Below are 14,266 nucleotides of genomic sequence, written 5' to 3'. Positions count from 1 at the left end.
GTTCCCATGCCGAACACGGAAGTTAAGCACTTGAACGCCGAAAGTAGTTGGGGGCTTCCCCCTGTGAGGATAGGACGTTGCCAGGCACTTGACCGATCTGCAGATTGCAGGTCGGTCTTTTTGTGTTATGTGAAACTTCAGACTGTTCTGATTATTGGTCGAGTCATTGACATGACACCCTCTGCTTGTTACCATAACATCAATATTCTTTTATAAAAGAGAAAGCGAGTGGATAACATGTGGGAGAACAAATTTGCTAAAGAGGGTTTGACGTTTGATGACGTCTTACTCGTACCCCGTCGTTCGAGTGTCTTGCCGCGCGACGTTGATTTATCTGTCACGCTATGTGAAGGGATCACACTTAATATTCCGTTGATCAGTGCTGGGATGGATACCGTCACAGAAGCACCGATGGCAATCGCAATGGCACGTCAAGGTGGTCTTGGTGTCATTCATAAGAATATGTCAATGGAAGAACAAGCAGAACATGTCGATCGCGTCAAACGTTCTGAAAATGGTGTCATCACGAATCCGTTCTATTTGACGCCAGAGCGTCAAGTCTACGATGCGGAGTATTTGATGAGTAAGTACCGCATCTCTGGTGTTCCAATCGTTAATAACGAAACAGAGCGTAAATTAGTAGGGATTTTGACGAACCGTGATCTTCGTTTCGTCAAGGACTACTCAACTGTCATTGAAACAGTGATGACGACAGAAGAACTCGTGACAGCAAAAGTTGGTACGTCCCTTGCTGAAGCAGAACAGATTCTCCACAAACATCGCATCGAAAAGTTACCACTCGTTGATGAGAACGGTGTATTAAAAGGGTTAATTACGACAAAAGATATCGAAAAAGTCGAACAGTATCCACATGCTGCAAAAGATCAGTTCGGACGTTTACTCGTCGCAGCAGCTGTCGGTGTAACAAAAGACGCTTCGACGCGCGCGAAGTTCCTTGTCGATGCAGGTGTCGATGCACTTGTCGTCGATACGGCACACGGTCACTCAGAAGGTGTTCTTCTCAAAGTACGTGAACTTCGTGAAGAATATCCAAACTTACCAATCATTGCGGGTAACGTTGCGACTGCAGAAGCAACACGCGATTTGATTGAAGCGGGTGCTTCTGTCATTAAAGTCGGCATCGGACCTGGTTCGATTTGTACGACACGTGTTGTCGCAGGCGTTGGTGTTCCGCAAATCACAGCCGTCTTCGATTGTGCGACAGAAGCACGGAAACATGGTGTCTCAATCATCGCAGACGGTGGCATCAAGTACTCTGGAGATATCGTAAAAGCACTTGCTGCTGGCGGTCACGCTGTCATGCTCGGAAGCTTGCTCGCAGGAGTAGAAGAGAGCCCAGGTGAGATGGAAATCTATCAAGGACGTCAATTCAAGACGTATCGCGGTATGGGTTCTGAAGCTTCGATGAAACGCGGTAGCCAAGACCGTTACTTCCAAGAAGCAGATAAGAAGTTCGTTCCAGAAGGAATCGAAGGACGTGTCGCTTACCGTGGTAAACTCGGTGACTCGGTGTACCAACTCGTTGGTGGTATTCGTTCAGGTATGGGATACTGTGGTGCTGCCACATTAGAAGAGTTGCGTGAAGAGACGCAGTTCATCCGTATGACTGGTGCTGGTCTGCAAGAAAGTCATCCACACGATATTCAAATTACAAAAGAAGCTTCTAACTATACTCGTCAGTAAACAAAAGCCTCGTCTTTCTCCAGTAGAAAGGCGAGGCTTTTGTTTAAGATGATCTATGCAAATCCCATGCTTCCATCAATAAGCGTAACCCTTCCGTCAACGCTTGCTCAGAGAGACTCGCAAATCCAAGGACGATTTGAGGCGTATCAGAGAGAAGTGGTAACTGGGCATACTGAGAAAGACCGTATACTTGGATGCCTTGTTGTTGTGCTCGCATAACGAGCTCCTGCTCCGTCATCCCGTTTGCTACGGACACGACAACATGGAGTCCGGCACTTTCGCCGGTCAACCGTAAAGCAGGAATCCGGCGAAGTGATTGGATTAAGACATCGAGCTTGCGACGATAGACCTTACGCATCCGGTTAAGATGTCGTTCAAAGTCACCCTCTTTCATGAAACGCGTCAAGATCGTTTGATCAAAGCGCGAGACACTACATGTATAATGGGATAACTCAGTTTGATACCGCGCGCGTAAGACTTCCGGTAAGACCATATAACCGATCCGTAGTGAAGGCATGAGTGATTTTGAGAAGGTACTCATGTAAATGACACGGTTGCTGTCCATGTTGTGTAAAGACGGAATCGATTTACCGCTGTAGCGGAATTCGCTATCATAGTCGTCTTCGATGATAAAACGGGTCGGATCCATGGCTGCCCAGTTTAACAATTGATGTCTTCGGTTGACGGATAAGATGCTACCGGACGGAAATTGATGTGCCGGTGTGACATACATGACATCGACGTTTGATTCCTGTAAGTGATCAATCCGTAATCCATTCGCATCAACACGAATCGGTTCAATCATGCGTTCATGATTTTCAAGTAAGAGGCGTGTCGTATGATAACCGGGATCCTCGATGCCGTATGTGACGTCGCGTCCCAGTAAGAAGAGGACGAGCGGCAATAATTGCTCGACACCTGAACCGACGACGATTTGTTCCGGAGAACAGACGACACCGCGAGAATGATAGAGATAGGTCGCAATCTCTTCACGCAGCGCTAGATCGCCTTGCGGATGACCGAGCGACACAAGTGGGTGGTGATCAGTGTCGATGATATCTTTGGCATACTTACGCCAACGGGCGAACGGGAAAGAGATCCCTTCAATCTTACTTGGATGAAAGTCATACGTGATGACTGGTTTATCTTTAGTCACACGCGGTTGAACAATGGGTGAGGTTTTGACGTAAGCGAGTTCCTCATAGGCAAGAACGAAATACCCTTTACGTGAGATGGATTCGACATATCCTTCTGCGACGAGTTGTTGATAAGCAAGTTCAATCGTCGTTTGACTTAAGTTCAAAAATTGACCGAGTTTTCGTTTGGATGGTAATTTCGTGCCGTATGCTAAACGACCGGCAATGATTTCATTTCGAATTTGTTGATAAAGCTGTTCATAAAGTGGTTTTTCCTGATTGCGCGTAAGTTGAAATGATAGCATGTCCATCTCGTCTGACTCCTTCTTCGTAAACTGACCTGTTAAAATCATCATAAACTGATACTTTTAAAAGTGTCAACGTTCCGTATACTAAAGGAGTCAAAGTCAACCAAGGGGGAATGGATATGGAACGTCAACAAGGAACGGATCGTGTCAAACGTGGAATGGCTGAAATGCAAAAGGGTGGCGTCATCATGGACGTTGTCAATGCAGAACAAGCGAAGATTGCGGAAGCAGCAGGTGCTGTTGCAGTCATGGCACTTGAACGTGTTCCGTCTGATATTCGTCGTGACGGAGGCGTCGCACGAATGGCAGATCCATTGATTACAGAAGAAGTACTCGGAGCGGTCTCAATTCCCGTCATGGCAAAATGCCGGATTGGTCATATCGTCGAAGCACGTGTTCTCGAATCGATGGGGGTCGATTTCATCGATGAGAGTGAGGTTCTGACTCCGGCAGATGAACAATATCATTTACTGAAGTCAGAGTTCACGGTGCCGTTCGTCTGTGGCGCACGTGATCTTGGGGAAGCAGCCCGTCGTATCGCCGAAGGAGCCGCGATGATTCGGACGAAAGGTGAGCCAGGAACAGGAAATGTCGTCGAAGCCGTTCGTCATATGCGACAAATTCAAGCACAATTGAAGCAAATTTTGCATGTCAGTCCTGATGAATTGATGACATTTGCGAAAGAATGGGGTGCTCCGTACGAAGTATTACGTGATATTCGGACACAAGGACGTCTACCGGTCGTCAACTTTGCAGCCGGGGGAGTCGCGACACCAGCTGATGCCGCACTCATGATGCACCTAGGGGCAGATGGTGTCTTCGTCGGATCGGGGATCTTTAAATCAGAACACCCAGAACGTGTCGCTCGAGCGATTGTCGAAGCCGTGACGTACAAAGATGATTTTGAACGGATCGCATCTTTATCCAAAGGACTCGGAACAGCAATGAAAGGAATCGATGTCACATCGATGCCATTTGAGGAACGGATGGCGACACGCGGATGGTAATCGGTATTCTTGATGTTCAAGGAGCGGTCCGTGAACATCGACAGCAGCTGGAAGATCTGGGTGTCGATGTCGTTCTCGTCAAACAAGCGAGCGATCTCGAGAAACTGGATGGACTTGTCTTACCAGGAGGCGAATCGACCGCGATGCGTCGATTGATCGAACGCTATGAATTACTGGAACCGCTTCGGGGAAAAGCGACGACGTTACCGATGTTCGGAACATGTGCTGGAATGATTCTACTCGCAACCGCTGTCGAAGCAGGACAAAGCCATCTCAACGCGATTTCGATGACGGTTCGTAGAAATGCCTTCGGTCGACAAATCGATTCATTTGAAGGGTTGCTACCGGTTGAAGGGATTGAAGAGCCAATCGAGGCAGTGTTCATTCGAGCGCCATTGATTCTGTCTGTCGGGGAAGGAACACGAGTGATTGCGAAAGTCGAAGAACAGATCGTTGCTGTCGAGACATCGTTACACCTCGCGTGCTCGTTTCATCCTGAATTAACAGAAGATAATCGTTTACATCAGTATTTTTTACAAAAAATCAAACAGCGGCAATCCGTCCGTTCATAAAGCGTGGAAGCATCTGACAGTCTCTACTGTCGGATGCTTCTTTTGTGCTACACTATTCGTACAATGAATGATTAAGTGAGGGAGAGACACGATGAAGCGAATCTTGCTACTCTGCTTGAGTATACTGATGCTCACAAGTTTTCCTATGACGGGACAAGCAGCACCTTCGATTCAAGCTGAGTCTTACATATTGGCCGATGCGGTCACAGGGAAAATCCTCCTTCAATCGGAAGCGGATGTTTCTCTACCACCGGCTTCGATGACGAAGCTGATGACGCTTTACCTCGTAAGACGACAAATCGAACTCAAAAAACTGACGTGGGATCAAAAAATCATACCAAGCAAGAAAGTCTTAAAACTAGCAAAAACGTCTGGTATCACTCGTGTACCAGTAAAACAAAAAACATATACGGTTCGCGAAATGTATAATGCAGCATTCATTCAATCAGCCAATGATGCAGCGGTCATGCTAGCCGAAACCGTCGCCGGTTCAGAAGCGACGTTCGTTGAAAAGATGAATGAGACAGCAAAACAGTTCGGAATGAACGACACGGAGTATGCGAACGCGTCTGGACTTGATGCTGTTGATGCGACCCTTCCAGGAACGAATTTGATGACAGCGACCGATATCGCGTTACTTGTCATCCGTTATATCAAGGATTACCCGGATGTCCTCGATGTGACGAGCAAAGCACAGATGAAACTCGATGGAGAAGTCTTGAACAACTCGAATAAGATGCTAGCGAAGGAAAAATTCGCATATGCTGGCATGCGAGGAATGAAGACGGGAATGACCGATTTAGCTGGTTACTGTTTTGTTAGTGTGACGACACGAGATAACATGACGCTTGTTACAGTCGTGATGCGGACGGATTCGGATCAAGCCCGTTTTCGGGAAACGAAAAAACTACTCGACTATGGTTTTGCGACGTTCGAACCATTAACGTATTACGGAAAAGGAGAACGGATTAAAAATGTTCTTCCAATCCAAGGGGCAACTGTCCGAAAATTAGATGTCGTTACGAACGGCTCATTGTATGTGACGGTATCGAAGCGAGCATCGACACGGGAACCACGGTTTGAATTCTCAAAAACGACGGCACCTGTAACAAAACAAGAAGTCGTCGGTACGGTGCAGGTTGCGGATAATGGGCTTTATTTACCGGGCTTTGAAACACCGCGCGTGAATTTGTATAGTGCGACTGCCGTTCCGCTTGCGAGTGTTTCGACACGCCTTTTTCGCGCTTGGACAGCATGGTCGAAACGGATTGAGCAAGCGATTCAACAATCGGCTCTTGTCAACCTCCAAGGCGATGGTGTAAAGTAAGACTAATCTCATAAAGATGCTATGAACGGACCAAGTAGATGTATCGATACTGTTAAGAGAGCTAGTGGGTGGTGTGAACTAGTCAGATCGATAGATTGAATCGAGCCGGATCGCACACCTTGCGAACAAGGTGCGGGTACGCCCGTTATCGCGTCTTGAGTTGGCTAGATGTGTCTAGCAATGAGGGTGGCAACGCGGATCCAGGTGATTCGTCCCTTTTCGGTAAGAATACCGGAAAGAGACGAATCGCCTTTTTTTATGACATAAAGGAGGAATTACAGATGATTGATATTAAACGATTACGCCAAGATTTTGATGCCATTCAAGAGAAGTTAGCGCACCGAGGAGAGGACTTGACGGACATGAACCGTTTCCTCGCACTTGATGAGAAACGCCGAGAACTGATTGCGCGGACAGAAGTGTTGAAAGCAGAACGAAATGAAGCGACGAAAAAAATCGCTGAACTCAAACGTAATAAGGAAAATGCAGATGAAGCGATCGCTGCGATGCGTAGTGTCGGGGATGAAATCAAGACGCTTGACGATGAGTTACGCGATGTCGAAGCGACATTGAACCAACTGCTCCTCGGTATTCCGAACATTCCACATGACAGCGTACCGGTAGGTTCTTCTGAAGACGATAACGTCGTCTTACGTGAAGTCGGCGATAAACCAGCGTTTGACTTCGAAGCAGTCCCACACTGGGATTTGATGGAGCAATTAAAGATCGTCGACGTCGAGCGTGCCGGAAAAGTCACCGGTAGCCGTTTCGTCTTTTACCGCGGAGCGGGTGCACGTCTTGAGCGAGCATTGATTAACTTCATGATGGATCTCCATCAAGATCAGCACGGCTACACAGAAATCTTGCCACCACTTATGGTCAACCGTGACTCTATGACAGGAACAGGACAATTGCCGAAGTTCGAAGAGGATGCGTTTAAAGTCGAAGAAACGAACTACTTCCTCGTACCGACAGCAGAAGTTCCAGTGACGAACATGCACCGTGAAGAAATCCTAACTGTAGATCAGTTACCAATCGGTTATGCGGCGTACAGCCAATGCTTCCGTTCAGAAGCAGGTTCTGCGGGACGCGATACACGCGGCTTGATCCGTCAGCACCAATTCAATAAAGTTGAACTCGTTCGTTTCGTCAAACCAGAAGAATCTTACGAGCAACTCGAATTGTTAACGGGACAAGCAGAGACAGTCTTGAAAAAGCTGAAACTGCCGTATCAAGTATTGAGCATGTGTACAGCTGATCTCGGATTCACGGCTGCGAAGAAATACGACATCGAAGTCTGGATGCCAAGCCAAGGCGTCTACCGTGAAATTTCTTCTTGTTCAAACTTTGAAGATTTCCAAGCACGCCGGGCGCAGATTCGTTTCCGCCGCGAAGCGAATGCAAAACCAGAATTCGTTCACACGTTAAATGGTTCTGCCCTTGCAGTCGGTCGGACAGTTGCTGCGATCCTAGAGAACTACCAGCAAGCAGATGGATCAGTTGTTATTCCAGAAGTGCTTCGTCCATACATGGGCGGTCTTGAAGTGATTCAACCTTAAGTCAGAAGGGGGAATAATCCCCCTTTCTGTATTTTGAAAAGTTTTTTTAGAAAAGGTCTTTACACGTTAAAAGGCAGATGCTATCATAATTAATGTCAGGAAAACAACCGAGTCATAACATTGTTATGAGAAGTACGGAGGCGTACTCAAGTGGTTTAAGAGAACGGTCTTGAAAACCGTCAGGCGGCGAAAGCCGTGCGTGGGTTCGAATCCCACCGCCTCCTCCATTTTTATTTTTTGGCAACGACATGCACGTTTTATAGCTTGGAGGCGTACTCAAGTGGTTTAAGAGAACGGTCTTGAAAACCGTCAGGCGGCGAAAGCCGTGCGTGGGTTCGAATCCCACCGCCTCCTCCACTTCTTTTTTTTTACCCAAAAATAAATATAATCATGGAGTCGTACCCAAGTCCGGCTGAAGGGGACGGACTCGAAATCCGTTAGGGGTCGCAAGGCTCGCGTGGGTTCGAATCCCACCGACTCCGCTTTTTATGAAGCATCTCAATTCTGAGGTGCTTTTTTGTTGCATCGATTTCTTCGTGCGTGCTATGGTTGCCTACGTGAAAAACGAAGAAGAGGTGGATGAAATGAACGAACAAACAAAAGAATCGTTGCTTTCACATTATGCGATGACGATGACATATGTAAAAGACTTGGAACAGATTTCAGAAGAGGCATGGCGAACATCGTATGCAGAAGGTAAGTGGACGGTTGCTGAGATCATCGGTCACTTATCACCATGGGATCGGTTCATGGTCGCAGAGCGTATTCCGTACTTGCTCGCGGGAGAACCATTCCGTGTCGCGCCGGATAGCCAAGCTGTCAATGAGGAAGCGGCGAAAATGAGCCGTGAGCAGCAACGAATCTTGACGATTGATGAGTTTTTAGTCAGCCGTGACTTATTGCGTCGTGCAGTCGAATTGATTCCGGAAGAACGGCTACAAGATAAGGTCGTCATTAAAGACAAAGAATTGACGATCGGTCAGTTTCTTGGAGCAATGGCTCAACATGATCTACACCATATGGAACAAATCAATCAAGTGATTGGGTAATACGAGGGAGATGCGACACGCGTCTCCTTTTTTTTGCGCAAAAAAAAGATCCGCCCAAGAGGCAGATCTGATCAGTTAGCGTGTATTGGCAATACGAGCAACTTCGAGTTGTTTTTCGATCTTCGCGAGAATCCGGTCAATGGATTCTGGTTCGTTCAGTAAATCGTATTCGTCGATCGACAAGCGAAGTACCGGGCAGATCGTGAAGTTATTGATCCAGTTCGTATAGCGCTCATACATCTCTTCCCAATATTCGATTGGTGTCTGCTGCTCCATCTCACGTCCGCGAAGACGAATTCGTTCTAGTACTTGTTCGAACGAACCTTCAAGATAGATCAAAAGATCCGGGTGCGGGAAGAATGGTGTCATGACCATTGCGTCAAACAAACTGGAATATGTCTCGTAATCCGTTGGAGACATCGTTCCTTTTTCGAAATGCATCTTAGCAAAGATCCCTGTATCTTCATAGATCGAACGATCTTGGATGAAACCACCACCGTATTGGAAAATCCGCTTTTGCTCCTTGAAGCGTTCAGCGAGGAAATAGATTTGGAGGTGGAAGCTCCAACGCTCGAAATCATGATAGAATTTATCCAAGTAAGGGTTCGTATCGACTTTTTCGAGTGACGTCCGGAAACCAAGGGCATCTGCTAATCCGTTTGTGATTGTTGATTTACCGATTCCGACCATACCGCCGATCGTAATGACGGCATCTGCCGGGATGTTGTATTGTTCGCGTAGCTTCAAGTTCATGCGTGGTTCGCTCCTTCATATAATTCGTTCCGGATCGTCGTCAAGACGTACTCGAGATCTTCCGGTCGCTTGACGAAGTCGAGAGCATCTCCGTCGAAACGGATGATTTTGACTTCCGGATGTTTGACTTGGTATTCTGTAACGAATGTCTCGTAATCCTCTGCCAATTGTTCAAGATAGGCACGTGACATATTTTCTTCGATTTCTCGTCCGCGCAGCGCAACACGTTTCATCAAGGTGTCGATGCTTGCGTTCAAGTAGATGACTGCATCCGGCTTTGGCATGTCGGTCGTCAGGATCGAATAGATTTGTTCGTACTTCTCAAGATGCTCTACTTTTAGAGAGCGGTGTGCAAAAATCAAGTTCTTAAAGATATGGTAATCAGCAACGACAGAGCGTTGTTTACTGAGGTAATGACGTTCGATATCATCGAGTTGTTTGAAGCGATTGCACAAGAAGAACATTTCCGTCTGGAAGCTCCATTCTTCGATATCTTCATAGAACTTTCCAAGAAAGGGATTTTCTTCGACGATTTCGCGTAACATAGAAAAAGAGAAATGGTGACTGATGGCGTTCGCAAGTGATGTTTTGCCTACACCAATCGGTCCTTCAACCGTTATGAACATATACAATGACCCTCCGTTCAGCAAAGTGCAATTTATATTTTAGCACAAAGAAGTACGACTTGCTGAAGTTTCAAAAGGAGAATTTTTTTAGAGTGAGGAGTATCATCGATGGAACGACAGGAACACTATATGCGCCTTGCGATCGAGGAGGCGAAAAAGGCAGAAGCGATCGGTGAAGTTCCGATTGGATGTGTCATCGTCAAAGACGATGAAGTGATCGCGACGGGGTACAATCATCGGGAAACGGATCAACAGGCGACGGCACATGCCGAGTTGATCGCGATTGAGGAAGCTTGCCAAAAGCTCGGGAACTGGCGACTAGAAGGGTGCGAGTTATACGTGACGCTCGAACCGTGTCCGATGTGTGCTGGGGCCATCATGCTGTCACGAATTGAACATGTCATCTTTGGTGCCGTTGATCCGAAAGGGGGATGCTGCGGAACGCTGATGAACCTGGTGCAAGACGATCGGTTCAATCATGTCTCAGAGCTGACGAGCGGTATATTAGAAAAAGAGTGTGGGGAGATGCTAACGACATTCTTTCGGGAGCTGCGCGCGAAAAAGAAAGCGCGAAAGCGGGCAATGGGTTGCATCACACCAGATGAAACAGTATAATGAAAAAGCACTGAAACAAGGTGCCACTAAAAATCGATAAACCATTTGCCGTGCTAGGTGGGGATGTAGCGGTTCCCTGTCACTCGCAATCCGCTATAGCGAGACTGAATTCCATGTCGAGGGATATGATTGGTGTGGTCTGCCTCACGTAAGTAGCGTTGACGTTTGAGTCCTACGCAACAGATACCCATGAACCAGGTCAGGTCCGGAAGGAAGCAGCCTTAAGTGGTGCTCTCTGTGTGTTGTAGGGGTGCTTGGACTGAGCAGGCTGCGTGAGTAACGCATGTTGAACATATTTCAGAATATGGTGCGCGGCAGTTTAATTTTTAAAGACAAGTCTACAGCCGGTTTCGGTTGTAGACTTTTTTAGGTAAAATAGAATGAGGAACTTAAAAAGAGGAGGCGCAAACTTGGCCTATCAAGCACTATACCGCGTGTACCGTCCGCAACGATTCGATGAGGTCGTTGGACAAGCGCATATCACCCGTACGATCCAAAATGCATTGATGGAGGGGCGGATGTCCCACGCCTATCTATTTTCGGGTCCTCGTGGAACGGGAAAAACGAGTCTTGCCAAAATCATCGCTAAAGCGATCAACTGTGAGCATGCACCGGTCAAAGAACCATGTAATACGTGCCCGACGTGTCTTGCGATCACGGAAGGATCAAGCCCGGACGTCTTTGAAATCGATGCGGCTTCCAATAACGGCGTAGATGAGATTCGGGAAATCCGAGATAAAGTCAAATACCCCCCTTCAGAAGCAGCCTATAAAGTCTATATCATTGATGAAGTGCATATGCTGTCGACAGGTGCCTTTAATGCCTTGCTCAAAACACTAGAAGAACCGCCGGCGCACGCCATCTTCATCTTAGCAACGACCGAACCGCATAAAATCCCGGCGACAATCATCTCGCGTTGCCAACGTTTCGATGTGAAGCGGCATGAAGTCGAGCAGCTCGTGGATCGGATGCAATATATCTTAAAAGATCAATCGATCGAATATTCGGATACGGCATTACGATTGATCGCCAGAGCGGCGGATGGTGGTATGCGTGATGCGCTGAGTTTACTCGACCAAGCGGTTGCTTTTTCTAACGGTGATCTAAACGATGCGGCTGTTCTTGAAGTAACAGGGGCAGTAGAAGATGAAGCGTTACTGAACATTGCCCGTGCCTTACATGAACATCAAGTCGATCAGTTGTTACAGACGCTTGAGACGATGCAACGAGCCGGAAAAGATCTAAAACGTTTCGTTGAGGATCTCGTCTTCTTTTACCGGGACACCTTGTTGTTAAAAGCCTCGCCTACAGCTGTCGACTTGCTAGAGCGTGCGCGCCCGACGGATGAGTTCAAACAATTCGTTGAATCGATTGAAGCGGAGACGTGCTTTACGATCATTGATCAGTTACATGACTGCCAACAACAGATGCGGTTGACGAATCATCCGCGGGTCCTCGTTGAGATTGCTTTCATTCAAATTGCGGAACAAGGGAGAACGACGGGACAGATCGTCCAATCGTTGCAACAGGAAGTCCGCGAAATGAAGGAACAGATGCACCAATGGAAGTCGAATGGTGTTCCGGCACAAGAAGCGGCCGCACCACAAGCACAACCGAAGCGAAAACAAGGACGACCAACCGTTCGAATCGCCAAAGAGCGAATTCGCCAAATGTTAGAGCGAGCAGAGAAAGCACAATTGCGTGAGATTCAAGAACGCTGGGATCACATCTTAAAATGGATTTTAAAAGAAGATGGTCCCATCTACTCGTTACTCCATGAAAGTAAACCGGTTCTTTGTTCAGCGGATACATTGCTGATTGAATTCGATGACGGTAAAGGATGGCACTTTGAGCAGGTCATGACGAATGAACGAACACGTTTTGTGATTGAAGAAGCATTATACGAAGTATGCGGCGTCAAACGCGAAATTTTAGCGATTCTCTCAAAGGATTGGCATGAACTGAAGGCAGAGTTTGTTGCTAAGCGAAATAGTAGTAATATAGAAGAGAAGGAAACAAAACAAGAATCGGAGAGCGATCAGTTATTGTCCGAGACGCTTGGTCGTTTTGGTGATATCGTAGAGTTCGAAGATTAAATTCGAGGAGGAATACAGATGCGCGGAATGGGAAACATGAACAATATGATGAAACAGATGCAGAAGATGCAAAAGGATATGGCGAAAGCACAAGAAGAACTAAAAGATTTAACAGTGACAGGTACAGCAGGCGGAGAAATGGTCTCAGTCGTCGCTGATGGTCATAAAAATATCGTAGATGTCATCATTAAAGAAGAAGTCGTTGATCCAGATGATGTTGAAATGATTCAAGATCTCGTCTTAGCTGCAACAAACGATGCTTTGAAGAAGGTCGATGAACTCGTAGCAAGTAAAATGGGGAAATTCACACAAGGTATGAATCTGCCGGGAATGTTTTAATTCGTAGGAGGAAACCACTTGCAATATCCTGAAGCGATTAGTCGTTTGATCGAAAGTTTTACGAAACTGCCGGGGATTGGTCCGAAGACAGCGGTTCGTCTAGCGTTTCATGTCCTTGATATGGAAGAGGACGATGTCTTGATGTTCGGAAAGGCATTGGTCAGTGCGAAGCGCGACATTGCTTACTGTAGCGTCTGCGGGAATATCACGGATCAAGATCCTTGTTATGTATGTACAGATAAACACCGGAACCGTACGATTGTCTGTGTTGTTCAAGATTCAAGGGATGTCATTGCAATGGAAAAGATGCGAGATTACCAAGGGTTGTATCATGTCTTGCATGGAGCGATCAGTCCAATGGAAGGAATCGGTCCAGAGGATATCAATGTATCTAGCCTACTGACACGTCTTCAAGCGGACGAAGCGATTACGGAAGTCATCTTAGCAACCAATCCGAACATTGAAGGAGAAGCTACGGCGATGTATCTATCGCGTCTCTTAAAACCGACGGGTATTCGGATCACTCGGATTGCTCATGGTCTTCCGGTTGGTGGAGATCTTGAATACGCAGATGAAGTGACGTTATCTCGTGCAATGGAGGGACGTCGCGAACTATGAGTTGGTTTCGAAAGAAGATTCGCAGTGAGTACGACCAGCGTTTGTTAGAAGAATTAGCAAAAGCAAAAGAAGATTATTTGATGAAGCGTCATCTCTTAGAAATCAGCTATGATGACTATGGTGATTTAGAAGCACAAATGAAGTTAGCGGAATCACTGTATTTCTTCTATATAAGCGAAGCAAAAAGAAGACGCGTCTCATTGATGATGAAGTAAACCGCAGCCATTCTTGTCTGCGGTTTTTATATGCTCTAAAAAAACTATAAGTTATTTTAACAAAGTAGTTGCGCATGTCTAATTATCGTGATATATTAATTCATGTCCTTAAGAGGACGAGCGCTTACGGCAAACAAGTAAAAAACAATTTCAAAAAAGTTGTTGACTTCTTGTTTCAGACTTGGTATTCTAATTGAGTCGCCAAAACAGGCGCGGACGAACTTTGAAAACTGAACGATGAGGCAAAAATCGTATTCTACGGAATACAAACATGAATGAAGCGCAAGCTTCGTCAATCGTGACTTCGGTCACACAACGAGCAAGTCAAACACTTTATGGAGA

Annotated in this window: 14 protein-coding genes, 3 tRNA genes, 1 rRNA gene, 1 other RNA gene and 1 other annotated feature; of the genes, 16 read left to right on the top strand and 3 right to left on the bottom strand. The window is 46.5% G+C overall.

Going from position 1 to position 14,266, the window contains the following annotated elements:
• Positions 1-86: ribosomal RNA gene (rrf, locus tag ACHWTJ_RS01835) — 5S ribosomal RNA — on the top strand; the annotation flags it as partial.
• Between the two features lie 151 nt (positions 87-237).
• Positions 238-1,704 carry an IMP dehydrogenase gene (gene guaB / locus ACHWTJ_RS01830; protein WP_029343029.1) on the top strand — a complete coding sequence of 489 codons (1,467 nt, stop codon included), beginning with the start codon at positions 238-240 and terminating at the stop codon, positions 1,702-1,704.
• A 43-nt stretch (positions 1,705-1,747) separates the two neighbouring features.
• On the opposite strand, the gene ACHWTJ_RS01825 is transcribed toward guaB, so the two are convergent.
• On the bottom strand, positions 1,748-3,151 hold the full coding sequence (locus ACHWTJ_RS01825; RefSeq protein WP_294751241.1) for a PLP-dependent aminotransferase family protein: 1,404 nt from the start codon (positions 3,149-3,151) through the stop codon (positions 1,748-1,750).
• Between the two features lie 116 nt (positions 3,152-3,267).
• On the opposite strand from ACHWTJ_RS01825, the gene pdxS reads away from it, so the two are divergent.
• From pdxS to ACHWTJ_RS01785, 8 genes are all read left to right on the top strand, one after another.
• A complete protein-coding gene (gene pdxS / locus ACHWTJ_RS01820) occupies positions 3,268-4,155 on the top strand; it encodes a pyridoxal 5'-phosphate synthase lyase subunit PdxS (protein ID WP_214772673.1) in 888 nt (295 codons plus the stop codon).
• Positions 4,149-4,727, top strand: coding sequence for a pyridoxal 5'-phosphate synthase glutaminase subunit PdxT (gene pdxT, locus ACHWTJ_RS01815; protein ID WP_294744574.1), 579 nt, complete (start codon positions 4,149-4,151; stop codon positions 4,725-4,727). Before pdxS ends, pdxT begins: the two co-directional genes overlap by 7 nt.
• Before the next feature lie 91 nt (positions 4,728-4,818).
• Positions 4,819-6,054 carry a D-alanyl-D-alanine carboxypeptidase family protein gene (locus ACHWTJ_RS01810; RefSeq protein ID WP_394679004.1) on the top strand — a complete coding sequence of 412 codons (1,236 nt, stop codon included), beginning with the start codon at positions 4,819-4,821 and terminating at the stop codon, positions 6,052-6,054.
• Between the two features lie 12 nt (positions 6,055-6,066).
• Positions 6,067-6,274 (top strand) — a binding site (T-box leader).
• Positions 6,275-6,335: 61 nt separating this feature from the next.
• The gene (gene serS / locus ACHWTJ_RS01805; protein ID WP_294739692.1) at positions 6,336-7,613 is read left to right on the top strand and encodes a serine--tRNA ligase; all 1,278 of its coding nucleotides are present in this window, start codon (positions 6,336-6,338) and stop codon (positions 7,611-7,613) included.
• A gap of 136 nt (positions 7,614-7,749) precedes the next feature.
• Positions 7,750-7,840 (top strand) — tRNA-Ser (locus ACHWTJ_RS01800).
• 39 nt (positions 7,841-7,879) lie between these two features.
• Positions 7,880-7,970, top strand: a tRNA-Ser gene (locus ACHWTJ_RS01795).
• A 35-nt stretch (positions 7,971-8,005) separates the two neighbouring features.
• Positions 8,006-8,095 (top strand) — tRNA-Ser (locus tag ACHWTJ_RS01790).
• A 102-nt stretch (positions 8,096-8,197) separates the two neighbouring features.
• Positions 8,198-8,662, top strand: a complete 465-nt coding sequence (locus tag ACHWTJ_RS01785; RefSeq protein WP_223041090.1) for a DinB family protein — start codon at positions 8,198-8,200, stop codon at positions 8,660-8,662.
• 75 nt (positions 8,663-8,737) lie between these two features.
• Here the strand turns inward: ACHWTJ_RS01785 and ACHWTJ_RS01780 are convergent, their stop codons facing one another.
• Positions 8,738-9,415 (bottom strand): deoxynucleoside kinase, encoded by a 678-nt coding sequence (locus tag ACHWTJ_RS01780; protein WP_029343036.1) that lies wholly within the window; start codon positions 9,413-9,415, stop codon positions 8,738-8,740.
• Positions 9,412-10,041 carry a deoxynucleoside kinase gene (locus ACHWTJ_RS01775; protein WP_023469878.1) on the bottom strand — a complete coding sequence of 210 codons (630 nt, stop codon included), beginning with the start codon at positions 10,039-10,041 and terminating at the stop codon, positions 9,412-9,414. The genes ACHWTJ_RS01780 and ACHWTJ_RS01775 overlap by 4 nt, the downstream gene beginning before the upstream one ends.
• Before the next feature lie 108 nt (positions 10,042-10,149).
• Between ACHWTJ_RS01775 and tadA the strand changes: the two genes are divergently transcribed.
• From tadA to ACHWTJ_RS01745, 6 genes are all read left to right on the top strand, one after another.
• On the top strand, positions 10,150-10,656 hold the full coding sequence (gene tadA, locus ACHWTJ_RS01770) for a tRNA adenosine(34) deaminase TadA (protein WP_029343038.1): 507 nt from the start codon (positions 10,150-10,152) through the stop codon (positions 10,654-10,656).
• A 48-nt stretch (positions 10,657-10,704) separates the two neighbouring features.
• Positions 10,705-10,971, top strand: an RNA gene (gene ffs, locus ACHWTJ_RS01765) — signal recognition particle sRNA large type.
• A 95-nt stretch (positions 10,972-11,066) separates the two neighbouring features.
• Positions 11,067-12,752: a DNA polymerase III subunit gamma/tau gene (gene dnaX, locus ACHWTJ_RS01760; protein ID WP_294739705.1), complete on the top strand. Its 1,686-nt coding sequence runs from the start codon at positions 11,067-11,069 to the stop codon at positions 12,750-12,752.
• Positions 12,753-12,770: 18 nt separating this feature from the next.
• Positions 12,771-13,091: a YbaB/EbfC family nucleoid-associated protein gene (locus ACHWTJ_RS01755; RefSeq protein WP_023469881.1), complete on the top strand. Its 321-nt coding sequence runs from the start codon at positions 12,771-12,773 to the stop codon at positions 13,089-13,091.
• An 18-nt stretch (positions 13,092-13,109) separates the two neighbouring features.
• Positions 13,110-13,709 carry a recombination mediator RecR gene (gene recR, locus ACHWTJ_RS01750; protein ID WP_023469882.1) on the top strand — a complete coding sequence of 200 codons (600 nt, stop codon included), beginning with the start codon at positions 13,110-13,112 and terminating at the stop codon, positions 13,707-13,709.
• Complete coding sequence (locus ACHWTJ_RS01745) at positions 13,706-13,924, top strand: YaaL family protein (protein WP_023469883.1); 219 nt, start codon at positions 13,706-13,708, stop codon at positions 13,922-13,924. The genes recR and ACHWTJ_RS01745 overlap by 4 nt, the downstream gene beginning before the upstream one ends.
• The last annotated feature ends 342 nt before the right edge of the window (positions 13,925-14,266 follow it).

The sequence above is a fragment of the uncultured Exiguobacterium sp. genome (assembly GCF_964277885.1).
GTDB lineage: Bacteria > Bacillota > Bacilli > Exiguobacteriales > Exiguobacteriaceae > Exiguobacterium_A.
This window is presented reverse-complemented; position numbering and strand designations above follow the sequence as displayed.

What these genes read in the sequence shown, in the direction of transcription:
- ACHWTJ_RS01785 (WP_223041090.1), top strand. Translation starts at nt 8,198, where the DNA reads ATGAACGAACAAACAAAAGAATCGTTGCTTTCACATTATGCGATGACG.
- pdxT (WP_294744574.1), top strand. Translation starts at nt 4,149, where the DNA reads ATGGTAATCGGTATTCTTGATGTTCAAGGAGCGGTCCGTGAACATCGA.
- ACHWTJ_RS01825 (WP_294751241.1), bottom strand. Translation starts at nt 3,151, where the DNA reads ATGGACATGCTATCATTTCAACTTACGCGCAATCAGGAAAAACCACTT.
- ACHWTJ_RS01745 (WP_023469883.1), top strand. Translation starts at nt 13,706, where the DNA reads ATGAGTTGGTTTCGAAAGAAGATTCGCAGTGAGTACGACCAGCGTTTG.
- ACHWTJ_RS01775 (WP_023469878.1), bottom strand. Translation starts at nt 10,041, where the DNA reads ATGTTCATAACGGTTGAAGGACCGATTGGTGTAGGCAAAACATCACTT.
- ACHWTJ_RS01755 (WP_023469881.1), top strand. Translation starts at nt 12,771, where the DNA reads ATGCGCGGAATGGGAAACATGAACAATATGATGAAACAGATGCAGAAG.
- guaB (WP_029343029.1), top strand. Translation starts at nt 238, where the DNA reads ATGTGGGAGAACAAATTTGCTAAAGAGGGTTTGACGTTTGATGACGTC.
- serS (WP_294739692.1), top strand. Translation starts at nt 6,336, where the DNA reads ATGATTGATATTAAACGATTACGCCAAGATTTTGATGCCATTCAAGAG.
- ACHWTJ_RS01810 (WP_394679004.1), top strand. Translation starts at nt 4,819, where the DNA reads ATGAAGCGAATCTTGCTACTCTGCTTGAGTATACTGATGCTCACAAGT.
- tadA (WP_029343038.1), top strand. Translation starts at nt 10,150, where the DNA reads ATGGAACGACAGGAACACTATATGCGCCTTGCGATCGAGGAGGCGAAA.
- ACHWTJ_RS01780 (WP_029343036.1), bottom strand. Translation starts at nt 9,415, where the DNA reads ATGAACTTGAAGCTACGCGAACAATACAACATCCCGGCAGATGCCGTC.
- pdxS (WP_214772673.1), top strand. Translation starts at nt 3,268, where the DNA reads ATGGAACGTCAACAAGGAACGGATCGTGTCAAACGTGGAATGGCTGAA.